Annotated in this window: 11 protein-coding genes; 7 read left to right on the forward strand and 4 right to left on the reverse strand. The window is 61.9% G+C overall.

From position 1 onward, the window contains the following. Positions 1-4: 4 nt before the first annotated feature. The 3 genes from ICL81_RS02520 to ICL81_RS02530 form a co-directional block, all read right to left on the reverse strand. Positions 5-2,614: a LuxR C-terminal-related transcriptional regulator gene (locus ICL81_RS02520; RefSeq protein WP_188033381.1), complete on the reverse strand. Its 2,610-nt coding sequence runs from the start codon at positions 2,612-2,614 to the stop codon at positions 5-7. 130 nt (positions 2,615-2,744) lie between these two features. Then, positions 2,745-4,055 (reverse strand): DUF1254 domain-containing protein, encoded by a 1,311-nt coding sequence (locus ICL81_RS02525; protein ID WP_215394729.1) that lies wholly within the window; start codon positions 4,053-4,055, stop codon positions 2,745-2,747. A gap of 27 nt (positions 4,056-4,082) precedes the next feature. Continuing rightward, positions 4,083-4,505 (reverse strand): hypothetical protein, encoded by a 423-nt coding sequence (locus ICL81_RS02530; RefSeq protein ID WP_215394730.1) that lies wholly within the window; start codon positions 4,503-4,505, stop codon positions 4,083-4,085. 261 nt (positions 4,506-4,766) lie between these two features. Between ICL81_RS02530 and ICL81_RS02535 the strand changes: the two genes are divergently transcribed. The 6 genes from ICL81_RS02535 to ICL81_RS02560 all read left to right on the forward strand — a co-directional run bounded on the left by ICL81_RS02535 (position 4,767) and on the right by ICL81_RS02560 (position 10,603). Continuing rightward, a complete protein-coding gene (locus ICL81_RS02535; RefSeq protein ID WP_353055393.1) occupies positions 4,767-6,452 on the forward strand; it encodes a SulP family inorganic anion transporter in 1,686 nt (561 codons plus the stop codon). A gap of 10 nt (positions 6,453-6,462) precedes the next feature. Further along, positions 6,463-7,851: a SulP family inorganic anion transporter gene (locus ICL81_RS12135; RefSeq protein WP_188033383.1), complete on the forward strand. Its 1,389-nt coding sequence runs from the start codon at positions 6,463-6,465 to the stop codon at positions 7,849-7,851. 208 nt (positions 7,852-8,059) lie between these two features. After that, positions 8,060-8,449, forward strand: coding sequence for a PLDc N-terminal domain-containing protein (locus tag ICL81_RS02545; RefSeq protein WP_188033384.1), 390 nt, complete (start codon positions 8,060-8,062; stop codon positions 8,447-8,449). Between the two features lie 12 nt (positions 8,450-8,461). After that, positions 8,462-9,121 carry a GAP family protein gene (locus tag ICL81_RS02550; RefSeq protein ID WP_353055394.1) on the forward strand — a complete coding sequence of 220 codons (660 nt, stop codon included), beginning with the start codon at positions 8,462-8,464 and terminating at the stop codon, positions 9,119-9,121. Continuing rightward, on the forward strand, positions 9,118-9,519 hold the full coding sequence (locus tag ICL81_RS02555) for a phage holin family protein (protein WP_188033386.1): 402 nt from the start codon (positions 9,118-9,120) through the stop codon (positions 9,517-9,519). The genes ICL81_RS02550 and ICL81_RS02555 overlap by 4 nt, the downstream gene beginning before the upstream one ends. A gap of 19 nt (positions 9,520-9,538) precedes the next feature. After that, a complete protein-coding gene (locus tag ICL81_RS02560; RefSeq protein ID WP_188033387.1) occupies positions 9,539-10,603 on the forward strand; it encodes a YihY/virulence factor BrkB family protein in 1,065 nt (354 codons plus the stop codon). 4 nt (positions 10,604-10,607) lie between these two features. Here ICL81_RS02560 and ICL81_RS02565 read toward each other — a convergent pair whose 3' ends face one another. Continuing rightward, the gene (locus ICL81_RS02565) at positions 10,608-11,699 is read right to left on the reverse strand and encodes an ATP-binding protein (protein ID WP_188033388.1); all 1,092 of its coding nucleotides are present in this window, start codon (positions 11,697-11,699) and stop codon (positions 10,608-10,610) included. A 108-nt stretch (positions 11,700-11,807) separates the two neighbouring features. Between ICL81_RS02565 and ICL81_RS02570 the strand changes: the two genes are divergently transcribed. Further along, complete coding sequence (locus tag ICL81_RS02570; protein WP_251381622.1) at positions 11,808-12,755, forward strand: DUF1214 domain-containing protein; 948 nt, start codon at positions 11,808-11,810, stop codon at positions 12,753-12,755. Positions 12,756-12,767 lie beyond the last annotated feature (12 nt).

The following is a 12,767-nucleotide window of genomic DNA, read 5'->3' on the forward strand; positions in this document are numbered from 1 at the left end:
GCGGCTACCGGTTCAGCTTGTGTGCGCGGACGGCCTCACGTCGAGTATTGACCCCGAGCTTTCGATAGATCGAACGTTGATGCGAACGAACCGTGTTCACAGAGACGTGAAGCTCTGCCGCGATCTCCTCCGCAGTCATCGTTGTCGCCAGATAACTGAAAATTTCTCGTTCGCGAATCGACAGCTGCGAGGGCGCAGGGGGATCCTGCGTTCCGCCCGGGGGACGGTAGGCGAGCCGAGCCGCGATGAAAGACTCGAACTCAGTTCCCCAAGAAGAGTGATCTGTCAGCAGCTCGCGCCCGATGTCATCGAGGTCAACGAACGGGGCAATAATTCCTTCTCGAGCGGCGACCGCAAGGCTGCGCTCGAGACGTTGGTGTGCAGTCGCGTGGTCACGGCGTGACCACGCGACTGCAGCTTGGGTGAACTGCGCGTGTGCGTAGGTGTATGAGACAACTTCCTGTTTGGTGATGCCCCCGAGCATGGCCGTCACCTGATCGTGTTTCCCGAGTCGCCGGTAAAGCTCAGCCGCGAGCACGAGTGTCGTAGGAATGCTCTGCCAATCGACGATGCTCTCGAGTTCCTTGAGCGCGCCCTCCTGGTCGCCGCGAGCCATTGCGAGATGGGCCGCACCAATCCGACGATAGGCAGGCCACGGCACTCCATGCTTCTCGCTACTCGAGATCTCTCGCAGCATCTTCGCCGCCTCGTCGACCAAGCTGTTGTCGTGCAGCCGTGCAGCTGCGAACGCAAAGTGCACGCGTGCGAGCGCGGAGTACGAGCTGTTATGGCCGCCGTGAGCGTGAAGTTCGCGCCCAAGTCTCACGACTGCATCGAGATCATTTCTCCAAAACGCGATGAGCACCGCGGCGATGACGTCGATGCCGCCGTCGTAGTACTCCCATTCGATGAGGTTCTGAACGCTCAACAACTGTTCTAGCGTCGACTGCGCTTCGGCGAGTCGCCCGCCAACAGCGAGTGCGAGGGACAGGTTCGCTGTCGCACGGTCGGCGAGCACCGCATACCCCGCGTCTCGTGCGCCAGACGCCGCCGACGCGAGCAGGCTAATCGCCAGCGAGGGGTTACTGCGGAGCCGCATTAACGACCAGCCAACGAGAAATACGCCGTGGAGATACTGGCTTGTTGTCATTGGCGCGCTCGTCAGGAGCGCATGCGCGTGTTCAACCGCGGTCTGCAGCCCGGCCTGCTCGTGAATGAGGAAGAGGTCTGCGAAGGCCGCAGTCGAGTGGGCGATCGCTTGCGGGGCGGGAGGATTGAGCCGGAGGGCACTTCTGGCCTGGGCCGCAAGCATCTCGGCGCTGTGCCGGTCCCCGAACGCGTCCAGCACACAGGCGCGGATGAGCTGTAGCGAAGGAACGCTGTCCCACGGGGCGGGGAATTGTGCGCATGCGGAGTTCAGCGTGCCGGCCTGTCCGCCAGTGATGAGTTGCAGCCAGTTTTGCTCGACGATCTGAAGCCCATACTCCGGATCATGAGATTTGAGTGCGTGGTTGACGGCCTCTGCCGGGTAGCGGGTTGAGAGCCACTCGGCAGCACGTCGGTGCAGCTTGGAATACCCACTCGGGTTGTTGCGTGCCTGAATCGCTTGACAGTGGCGTGCGAAAGCCGAGTGCCACCGGTAGACGGTGGTGGAGGTGGCATGCTGAAACCTGTCGAGGAAGAGGCCGAGACTGTGGCATTCCTCAAGCAGCGCGGCGGCGTCTGAGCGGCCCGTGAGGTGCTGCGCGAGGTCGCCCGTGAGCCGGCCGCACGTTGTCGCCTCGACAATGAAGTCACGCAGCGACTCGTCGAGGCCACCGAGCACTGCTGACTCGACGTAGCGAGTGATCGTCTCGGTTTCAGCCGATTCGTGCTTCGGGTAGGCGATCCCGCTCTGCAGCGCGAGCTGGACTGCGACCGGCCACCCCTGTGTCTCGTCCCACAGATCTGCAGCTTGGGGGCTCTGTCCCTCGGGCCCCGCGGATTGAGTCGCGAGCTCCTCGAGCTCGTCGGCTGTAAACGAGAGGCGCTGCGCGTCAATGATGGTGGCGGAACCGTGCGCGAGTTCGCGTGCACACCAGGTACGAATGTTTTGTGAGGCAGCGACGATCAGCCGGAGGCGGCCTCTCCCGTTCGCGATCAGCGGCAGGATCACGGCTTCGAAAGCTGTTGCTGAGGTGAGGTGAGCATCGTCGATGACGAGCACGGTGTCGGGGAAATCGCTCAACACGAGTTCGAGGAGTTCCACCACCGCTGGCTGTGCAAGGATGTCACCGTCTTGCAGCCTGCGCAGCAGTGTGCTCAGCGGCGGTGCATCCGGCGACACCCTCGCGAGCGCCGTGAGCACGCCAGATAGCAATTGTGCCGCCTCGGTGTCGTGGGAAGTCACAGTCAACCACGCGGTTGGCGAGGTTTGAGTACGTGCCCACAGCGACAGTGCGACTGTCTTCCCATATCCCGACGGAGCCTCGACGATAACAGCCGCATGGGTGGCAATGTCGTGCGAGAGAGTGAGGTTCAGCCGCTCGCGCATCATCCACCCGTTGCGGGTGTCCGGGGGCGTCGCAAAAAACCAGGCCGTCGCTGAACGCCCCTGTGACTCTGAACCCCCCATGCTGGGAATTCTATACAGACCTTGGCCTGTGCACAGTCACGACACAGGATCCGGCGGGTTGCTGGGGTGGGGGAGAGTAACCCGCCGGAATCTCGCGTGTAGTGAGTGCCCTTGCGTGCGACCTCCGGCGTTAGCCGGCGTACTTCACGACGGGCGGGACCCGGTACTCGCCGCGGACCATCGCCTCGTCAGCACCGTAGGCCCGCAGTATCACAGTGAACGGACCCTCAGGTGCAGGCAGCCAGTTCGCGCGAAGCGCAGGATCAGTGGGCTCGGAATGGGTAAATGCGAGCGTCAGGCTTCCGTCTTCGCCGTACACGAGGCCGTCGGTCCGATCGCCGATCGAGTAGCGCGAGATCGGGTTCTGGCTCAGGTAACGGATTGGCAGCGTATACATCGTCGCCGACCAGAAGAACCGCGCCTTTGGGAGCTCATTGGCAGCAAACCGCACAGTGTATCCGGGCGACCCCTGAAGGAACTCTCCTGTCGGTTCGACAAGCCAGCCGCCATACCATGATTCCTCGGGCGGCAGCCCGTAGAGCCCAATCTTTGCCCCCTGGTTGCGGTCGTCATACTTGCCAGACATTTCCTCGCGAGTGCCGAAGAGCCCGAGGTTTGACTGCATCGTCTTCTCGCGCGCCGACATCTCCGCGAGCGCCTGTGCCTGGCCCGCGGTGAATGCCGCCGCGGCCTCTGCAGTGAGATGCTTCGTCGCAAAAGTGCCAGTACCGTCGAGACCTATCTCCGCCATTCGAGTGCGGATCTCGGCGTCTTCTGGAAGTACAGGTGAGAGCCCGAGCAGGAAGTCAAGGGTGTCGAAGAACCACAGCCCGGCCGCGCCGTCCTCGTCCCAGACTGGCCACTCAAGTTGCTGAGCTGCGGGAGGGGCCGGCTCGCCTAGGAAGGCGCTCAGCGGTTGAACATCGTACGATGACTGAACGGCGGCGAGGCTAGCGATGCCATCGTTCGTGAGCTCCGTGCGGGTCGCTGACATTGCAAAGTCGGTCGTGACTCTGATCACTCCCGAAATGCCGGCGGGTACTTCGCCGCGCCAATTCGGGCCGGCGACGAGATACGAACCGGCGCCCGAGCCGGTCAGCCGCGTGCCGATGTAGCCAGAGTAAATCGTGTACAGGTCGGCGATCGGGATGATGTAGTACCTGTCGATCTCGGGGACAGTCACGACGGCTGGCTCCGCCCGGAGGTCGAGCCAGATCCAGGAGTACGGCGTGTCGTTGTTCGGGGTGATGACATCGCGACTTTCCGGAGTGGAGGGCTCACGGTAGTGGCGGTACACGCCGAATCCGCCGAGGAAACGTGGATCCGTCGCATCAATTGCCTGCGCGTACATGGTTCTGTAGCTTTCGACCATCGCGTAGCCAAAACGGACCGCGTCTGTGGCGAGTGCAGAGATCTCCGCGCTCGGCATTTCATTCAACATTACGTCTCCTCGGAGATTGAGTCGCGCTTAGCTGCAGGCGAGTGACTTGTCGAGCCCCTGCTTGGCTGTCTCGATGCCAGCGACTTCTTCCTGGAGCGAGGCAACGGCATCAGGGATTGTCATGTTGGGATCGATGTTCGTGACCGCCTTGTCGAAGTCGGCCCAAGCACTTTCGAGCGCCGAGTCCCTGTCTCTGCTCACCTCGACAAGTGCCTCCTGCAGCTTCTCGTACGACCCGCGAACGTCGTCGCGGGCAACGTTGATCTCTTCGATTGTGGACGAGGCGGAAAGTGACGCACGTGCATCATCAACGGTCGTCACGAATGCAGTGTACGCGTCGCATGCTGCGCTCTCGTTCTCTTCTGGGGCGGGGGAGCTGCACGCCGCGAGAGTGAGTGCGAGCGCACCACACGCGAGAAGGGAAACGGAACGGGAGAACGTTGCGGCCATTGAAGTCACTTTCTAATCACACAATGAGGGGTTTCTCCCGTCTATCGTCCGTTGGATCGGCGCCGGCGGCCACCTCTGAAGCGAAACGTCATTAGCAATTGATGAGAGCTTCTAGTCGACCGTGAGGAGAGGCACAGATCCTCAATTTCAGGTGAATCGCAGCCAGAATCGTTTGCCCAGTGCGATCCACTTGGCAGAGTTGACTCGTAGCAGTGTGAGCCTTTGGCGAACGCCCATGGTGACTTGACGACAGACGATGAAGTGAGTAATCCCACGATGAGTAGTTGGCGCGGCCCCCTGCGTGGCGTGACCCGAGAGAATATCGGCCGAGAGATACTCGCGGGAGTGACGCTGCTTGCGATCGCAATTCCGCTGAACATCGGCTATGCCCAAACGGCCGGGCTGCCTGCAACCGCGGGGCTCTATGCACTCGTGTTTCCGGCCATCGCGTACACGTTCGTAGTATCTTCCCGGCAGGTCGTCGTCTCGCCCGACGCGGCGGCGGCGGCACTCGTCTTCTCGTCGCTTACCGCGCTGGGGGTGGCCGGAGAGAACTTTGCCGTGATGGCCGCAGCACAGGCCGTCTTGAGCGGAGCGATGTTCATTGCCGCCTCGCTTCTCAAGCTGGGCTTTCTCGCGAGCTTTCTCTCGAAGCCGATCTTGATCGGCTTCGTCGGTGGTTTGGCGCTCGACATCCTCGTGAGTCAAACGGCCAAGATGCTGGGAATCAGCGTTGCTCGCGGCGGTGAGTTCCTTGAAAAGACGGGAGAGCTCCTCGGTTCGCTCGCAGAGGTCAACCCGTGGTCGCTCGGAATGAGCGTGCTCGCGATCGCGATCCTGCTCGGCGGCAGGCGCTTGGCGCCAATAGCGCCGTGGGCCCTCGTCGTGCTCGTGCTCGGAAGCCTCGCAACATGGTGGCTCAACCTTGAATCACGCGGCGTCGCAGTGCTTGGTGAGGTTACCGCCGGACCACCAACTTTTGCGGTGCCGCATATCAGCGTTGCGGAATGGCTCAGCCTGATCCCCTCTGCGCTCGCTCTCACGATGGTGACCATCGCCGAGGGGCTGCTCGTGTCACGCTCGTATGCTGAGAAGAACGGGTATCGAACGAAGCCCAATCGCGACCTGTTCGCATTCGGTACCGCGAACGTCATTGCTGGCCTGTTTTCGTCTTTCGCCGTGGGATCATCAACGTCCCGAACCGCGGCGATGGATGCCGCGTCGTCGCGCACCCAGCTTCCAACACTGGTGACGGCCTTGGGGGCGCTACTGCTGTTGCTCTTCGGGACGTCGATCCTGGCAACGATACCCGCGCCCGCCATTGGTGCAGTCGTCGCGGTTGCCGTCTTCCGGCTACTCGGCCTCGGAGAACTGAAGGCGCTGTGGGAGCAGTCGCGGTCCGAGTGTCTCGTCGGTGTGTCCTGCTTCCTCGGAGTCTTGGTACTGGGCCCCCTCGGTGGGTTGGGACTCGCGTTTGTGCTCTCACTCGTGAACCTCGCACGTCGAGCCGCGCACCCGCGCATCGACCTGTTGGGGCCAGTGGACGGCTCACCAGAGGGAGCCGAGACTGTGTTCGCCGCGCGGAGTGACCTTGGTGAGACGGCTCCGGGCGTGGTTGTCCTGCGTTTTGCCGCTCCCGTGTTTTTCGCAAATGGGGTAGAGATCGCCGAGGGCGTGAAAGATCGGGTCCGTCTGGCACCCGTTGAGGTATCCGCCGTCGTCCTCGACCTTGAAGGCGTCAGTGACATCGACGTCACGGGCGCTGAAGCCCTGGCAGGCGTTCGAGAGTGGCTTGAGCGTCGCGGCCTCTCTCTCAACTACTCGAGAGTTCGCTCCCAGCTGAGGGGCAGGCTTGCTCACTTCGGACTGACCGAGCGAACCGCGATGTTCGCGACAAACCGCGAAGCCGTCGACAAACTACGCACGGATGCCGAATGCGCGGAGTAAATGACGCCGCGTGCCCGACGGGCTCGCGGCAGGGCTTCTCGCTGGAGTCAACCCAGTCTTCGGCCTCTATGGGTACCTGATCGGAACGATCGGAGGCGCTCTGGCAGCGGGTTCAGTGTTGATGACGGTGCAGGCAACCGGAGCAATGGCCGTCATCATCTCGGACGTACCCCAGACGCAAACAGGAGACGGTGCCGGCATCGTCCTCGCGACGCTCGCGTTTCTGACGGGCCTCACGATGTTCGGGCTGGGGCTTGCCGGCGCGGGAAGACTCGTTCGTTTCATCCCGACAGCGGTGTTCGTCGGCTTTATCAACGCGGTCGCGGTGAGCATCGTGCTTGGGCAACTGGACACTGTCACCGGCTACACGAGTTCGGGGGACAACCGAGTCGCTCGGGCGCTTGACACCGCGCTTCACCTATTTGAATTCGATTGGCTTACCGTACTTGTCGGCCTTGTCACGATAGCCCTGGTGATGGTGCTTGAGCGAACCCCGCTCGGAGCGCTCGGGATGGTCGCCGCAGTGGCGGTGGGCTCGGGGGCTGCGGCCCTTCTTGGTCAGGGCCTCGCAAACCTGGCAACCGGGCTGTTCCAAGGTATGCCGGTCGGAGGCTCGATGTCGGCCACCGCGCTCGTGCGGTCCGCCGGTGGGCGCTCTGCTCTCGCAAACCTCGTTGCCGCGATTGTCATGGCGCTCGTTATCCTTGTGCTTGGCCAAGTCATCGGGTTCATCGCGATGCCCGCGCTCGCCGGGCTGCTCATCCTCGTCGGTATTCGCGCCGTGAAACCACGCGACATCGCCATGGTCATGCGCACTGGTCCGATCCAGCTCACCGTGCTCACCGTGACGTTCGTGCTCACCCTCATCATCCCGCTGCAGTACGCAGTGATCGTTGGGGTTGGCCTTGCGATCGTGCTGCACGTCGCCAGACAATCCAATCGAGTCGTGGTGAAACGTTGGGAGTTCGGCCCGCATGCACATCTCCCGGTGGAGACTGATCCGCCTCGTGTGCTGGCCAAGTCGGAAGTCGTAGTGCTCGTGACCTACGGCAGCCTGTTTTTTGCATCGGCGCCCGTCTTTAGCTCGCAGCTCCCAGAAGCGAGGGGTGACTGCACGGGCACCGTCGTGATTCTTCGGTTGCGCGGGAAAGACGAGCTGGGAAGCACGGTGATCAAGGTGCTCGAGAAGTACGCGGCTGATCTTCGAAGCGCCGGAGGAATGCTCGTGCTCGCCGGGGTGAATCAACGAGTCCACAGACAGCTACGTGACACGAAGGTCCTGGAACAATTGCGGGCCGAGCGTGTCTTGACTGAGAGCCCACAGCTCGGCGAATCGCTCCAGCGCGCACTACGCTACGCCTCAGAGTGGCAGGCTGCACAGCAGGAGGGATCCGAGTAGCTCCGTGTGCACGCGCAGGGACTCCAAGGCGGGTTCATCAATGATTGATGAATTCTCGCCGCTACGCCAGCGTCTGGCTGGTTATCGGAGCCCCGAGGCAGGATGATTTCAGGTGTACATCGCGACACCCCCGTTCGCGCTGCGCCGCTTGTCGCGGGTGATGCGTCAACGGCTTTCTCGCTCTGCTCGCCGAAAGGAATACTGTCTGATGGAACTTCTCGACTCCCTGTGGGACATCGTCCGCATCTTCTTCTGGGGCTTCGTCTTCGTTGCCTCCATCTGGGCACTCTTCGTCGTGATCAGTGACCTCTTCCGCGATAAGCAGCTTAACGGCTGGTGGAAGGCGCTGTGGCTCGTGTTTCTCGTCTTCGTGCCGGTCTTGACGACACTCATTTACATCATCGCGCGCGGCTCGGGGATGGCTGAACGCTCTGCGAAGGAGATAGAGGGCGCAAAGAACGCTACTGACGAGTACATCCGTAGCGTTGCAGTGGCAAGCCCTGCCGAAGAGATCGCTCGGGCGAAGGTACTGCTCGACGACGGCACCATCAGCGCTGACGACTTTGAAGCGCTCAAGCAGCGCGCGCTGAACGGCTAGCCTGTGGGGCAGGTGATCGGCGACATCCTCCCACTCGCGCTGGGTATCGCAATTAGTCCGTTACCAATAATCGCGACGATTCTGATGCTGCTCGCGCCGAACGCGCGCGCTTCGAGTGTCGGATTCATGACGGGCTGGCTCGCGGGCATCGTCGTCGCAGTCGTCGCCTTCACACTGCTGAGCTCAGTTCTTCCGGCCAGTGGCGCGGGCGGCGGCGGCACCGCTACAGCGATCGTGAAAATCATCGTTGGAGCGCTGCTCGTGCTCCTCGCCGTCAAGCAGTGGCGCGGGCGCCCCAAGGACGGTTCCGAACCGGAACTGCCGAAGTGGATGTCTGCACTTGATTCGATGTCCCCAGTTCGCGCGGGCCTCCTCGCGTTCGCGCTCGCCGCGGTGAATCCGAAAAACCTCCTGCTTGCGGTATCTGCCGGGCTCATCATTGGAGCTGGCGTGACACCGGCAGTCCAGATCAGTGGTGTGGTGGTGTTCGTGGTGATCGCGGCCTCAACGGTTGTTGCTCCCGTCGTTGCATTCCTCGTCGCCTCGAAAAAGCTCGCGGCGCCGCTCGAAAGCCTGCGTGTCTGGCTCGTTCACAACAACTCCACTATCATGGCGGTACTGTTGCTTGTCATTGGCTTCTCCGTGATTGGAAAGGGACTGGCCGCGCTGTGATCAGATTTTTGCTGAACCTCGTCTCGCATGTAATTAGCGCCGCGGCGGCGCTCCTTATTGCGAACTGGATCCTGCCGCAGGTGACGGTCCATGCTGCGGGGTTCGTCGTTGCGGTGCTTGTCTTCGCGTTGGCGCAGTCTGTGCTGAGCCCGTTCATCTTTAATCTCGCCAGGCAGTACGCCTCGGCCATTCTCGGCGGGATCGGGCTCGTCTCAACTCTCGTGGCGTTGTGGGTCGCAACCCTGTTCCCAGACGGGCTGACAATCACCGGGCTCGGCTGGGTGCTCGCGCCTCTCGTCGTATGGATTGTGACAGCGCTCGGCGGGTGGATTCTCATGGGCCTCGTGTTCAAGCGGACTCTCCAGAAGCACGAGCAGGGCAAGAAGGCCGCAGCCTAGGCGAGGACGCGGCAGCCGGATGGCATTTACCTCGAGGTTCGCGCTGGCGCGCAGGCGAGCCGAATCGACCCTCCTGCGGCTCCGCATTGTGCGGGCGTTCCTTGCCTACAGCCACCACCGAGGCGGACTCCTGTCAGCCGCAATTACCTTTCGCATGCTGTTCGCGGTCTTCGCTGGCGTCTATCTGGGGTTCTCGTTCGTCTCAAACTATGTCTTATCGAGAGACGACTTCTGGGTAGTCCTCGTCGAGACCGTGAACGCGGTCATCCCGGGGCTTGTTGCCATGGACGGCAGCGCGCTCGTCGACGTGTCTCACCTGCCTGACATTCGATCAAGTTTTGCCGCACCGATACTCTCGACCGCAGTGCTGCTGTGGGCACTGCTTGGGGGTGTTGCGAACGTACGGATGTCGATCCGGTCGATAGCCGCTACCCGTCACGAGCGTTCGAGTGTGGCTCTGACGCGTGCCGTCGACTTACTGTTCGCTCTCTCGCTCGGGGTGCTGATCCTGGTGTCGGCAGCCGTCTCATTTCTTGGGTCGACCTTTGTGGACTCCGTGCTCGATTGGTTCGGCACTTCGGCAGGAGGTAGCGCAGAGATTCTCACCCGACTGGGCACCGTCGCCGTCACGTTCCTGCTCGACGCAGTAATCATCGCGTGGCTGTTTTGGCTGCTCTCGGGCCGCAAAGCGGCAGTCTCCCAGATCGCACCCGGCGCACTGCTCGGCGGTGCAGGGCTTGTCGTGCTGCAACAGCTCTCTGGACTCTTCCTTGGAGGTGTCGACAACAACCCACTTCTTGCGACGTTCTCGTCACTCGTCGCACTGCTGCTCTGGTTCAGCCTTTCGGCTCAGGTTACCCTGGTTGCTTGCGCATATATCGTGATGACCATCGAAGATGCGGAGGAAGGGCCTGAACGGGTACGTCAGGTAACGACGTTCAAGAAGCGCAAGGTCGTGTTCGCCGAACTAGATCTGAGGGTCGCCGAGGAAGCGCTTGAGGCTGCCCGGGTGCTTGAGCGAGATGAGCGCGAGAAAACTGCGCCCGATTCCCGGCCCCGGGCCACCGCAGCAGACTCAGAGTAAAGTTTTAAGCGGAAGTTTTCAGCGGAACCCTGACGTCTCCGCCCGCCTCCTCTGAAAGCCGCTCACCCATCTGGACGATCGTCGCCCGGTCGATAAACCCTCCGGCAAACAGAGCCTGCCCCTGACGGAACTCTTGCGCTCTCGCGACGAGTTCCTCTGGCGCGAATCCGAACACGGCGGCAATCTCGGCGAGGTCTCGCGGAGCGTTGACACGCATGAGCCCGAGGTTGTCGCACTGCGACAGAATGTTCGGGTGGATCTTTGTGGGCTGCTGCGTTGAGAGGAACAACCACAGCCCAAACTTTCGACCCTCAGCGGCGATCTGCATGAGTCTCGCAAGTAGCTCCCGCTCCACCGCGGTTCGCGGTTCTGGCGAGGCGAGATTGTGCGCCTCGTCGATCACGATAAGGAGCGGCCGTCGCGACTCACGTTCTGCCCAGAGCCGCTCGATAACCGCCAGAGCTGCTACTCGAGACTCGTCGGGATGATCAAAGCCGCCGATGTCGAGGACGGTGGCACGCGGGCGTTCAGCGATCACGTCCGTGACAGAAGCGTCCCCTCGCGACCATAGATCCCACTCAAGGACCTGCAGGTTCTCGATCCGGTTTGCGAGCCGCATACGCGCCGCATCTCCGCTCGACCTGAGCGCAGCGACCATTCGTGCGCCATCGAAGGTTCCAGCGTCACCCTCAAAGTGCAACAGCGCGTTGTATTCTTCAGCGTCCGCGATGGGGTCGATCCTGAGCACCGCCGCCTTGGCCGCGGGCGACAGATCAAGGTAGCGCACATGCAGCGGCGCGTCGCTGCTGGCACCGGACCGGAAGACCCGGGTGTCGATCTCACGCCAGCGCTGAGCTGCGTCTGGTGCCGCGCTTGCTCGCGATTCGCGAATGCGGACAAAATCTGCGTTTGAATCAAGAATGAGTGTCGGGAGTTCCGTTTCGAGGAGCAGTTGCTCGAGAACAACGCCAAGCGCGTATGTCTTACCACTCCCGCTCTGACCGCACCAGAATGTGTGGCGGTTGAACTTGCTTGCGTCAAGCAGTGCTGGGGTGCCCGAGATGCCCGACACCTCGCCAATATGTAGTGCAGTCATGTTTCCCTCTCCGGCGCACAAGCGTGCCCATGAATTCTCGCCAACGCAAGCGCGGTTCATCAATAATGGGTGATGCGGAGCGCACTATTCAAGCGAGAGGATTGCTGTATGAACTCTACTCCTGCAATCGTCACTTTCGAGAACTTTGCGCGAGCCGAAAGCGAGCGAATGTTCGCCGGTATCGCTGCGTCAGCCGGCTCGTCAAACGTCTGGAATCACTTCAGAGTTCCCACTCCGATCGATCAGCAGACTGTGATTCGCATGAATCGCGACACGCTCTATAGCGCGGCGATCATCGACGTATCTGAGGGGGCCACGATTACCATCCCCGAGGCTGACGGAAGATACATCTCGGTGATGCTCGTTAACCAGGATCACTACATTAACCGTGTGCTGCACGAGCCAGGGACCTACGAGCTCACGGCGGAAGAGCTCGGCACTGATTTCGTGTGTGCTGCGGGGCGAATCCTTGTGGACCCGGAGAACGCAGCAGATGTGGCCGAGGTGAATCGGCTCCAGGACGGACTGGCCCTCACGTCAAACGGAGGACGCCAGTTTGCGCCGGCCCCCATCGACGAGGCTACTTTCACCGAGACTCGTGAGTCGCTGCTCACGCTATCTCGTGGACTGGGAAGCCTTGAGAAGTGCTTCGGGCGCCGCGAGGACGTCGACCCTGTTCACCACCTGTTGGGAACAGTCGCGGGGTGGGGCGGCCTGCCCGCGGCAGAAGCGAGTTACGCGAACGTTGAACCGCGGCTGCCGGTCGGCGCGTACACGCTGCGAGTGTCCGATGTCCCTGTCGACGGGTTCTGGTCGATCTCGCTCTACAACGCCGAGGGCTTCTTCGAACCGAACGAGCTCGGCGCATATTCGGTGAACAGTGTCACTGGTGTGCGAGATGCCGACGGGGCTATCACTGTGCACTTCGGGGGCGACTCGAGCGCGCCGAACTACCTGCCGCTCCCAGAAGGCTGGAACTACCTTGTGAGGCTGTACCGGCCGCGGCCCGCAGTTCTTGACGGCACCTGGACGTTCCCGACGATCGACGCAAACTAGCGGTTCGCGGCT

Source organism: Leucobacter sp. cx-328 (assembly GCF_014530035.1).
Lineage (GTDB): Bacteria > Actinomycetota > Actinomycetes > Actinomycetales > Microbacteriaceae > Leucobacter.

Bases quoted from the DNA above. Each gene is read 5' to 3' on its own strand.
- ICL81_RS02530 (WP_215394730.1), bottom strand. From the start codon at position 4,505: ATGGCCGCAACGTTCTCCCGTTCCGTTTCCCTTCTCGCGTGTGGTGCG.
- ICL81_RS02560 (WP_188033387.1), top strand. From the start codon at position 9,539: ATGGCATTTACCTCGAGGTTCGCGCTGGCGCGCAGGCGAGCCGAATCG.
- ICL81_RS02545 (WP_188033384.1), top strand. From the start codon at position 8,060: ATGGAACTTCTCGACTCCCTGTGGGACATCGTCCGCATCTTCTTCTGG.
- ICL81_RS02525 (WP_215394729.1), bottom strand. From the start codon at position 4,055: ATGTTGAATGAAATGCCGAGCGCGGAGATCTCTGCACTCGCCACAGAC.
- ICL81_RS02520 (WP_188033381.1), bottom strand. From the start codon at position 2,614: ATGGGGGGTTCAGAGTCACAGGGGCGTTCAGCGACGGCCTGGTTTTTT.
- ICL81_RS02570 (WP_251381622.1), top strand. From the start codon at position 11,808: ATGAACTCTACTCCTGCAATCGTCACTTTCGAGAACTTTGCGCGAGCC.
- ICL81_RS02565 (WP_188033388.1), bottom strand. From the start codon at position 11,699: ATGACTGCACTACATATTGGCGAGGTGTCGGGCATCTCGGGCACCCCA.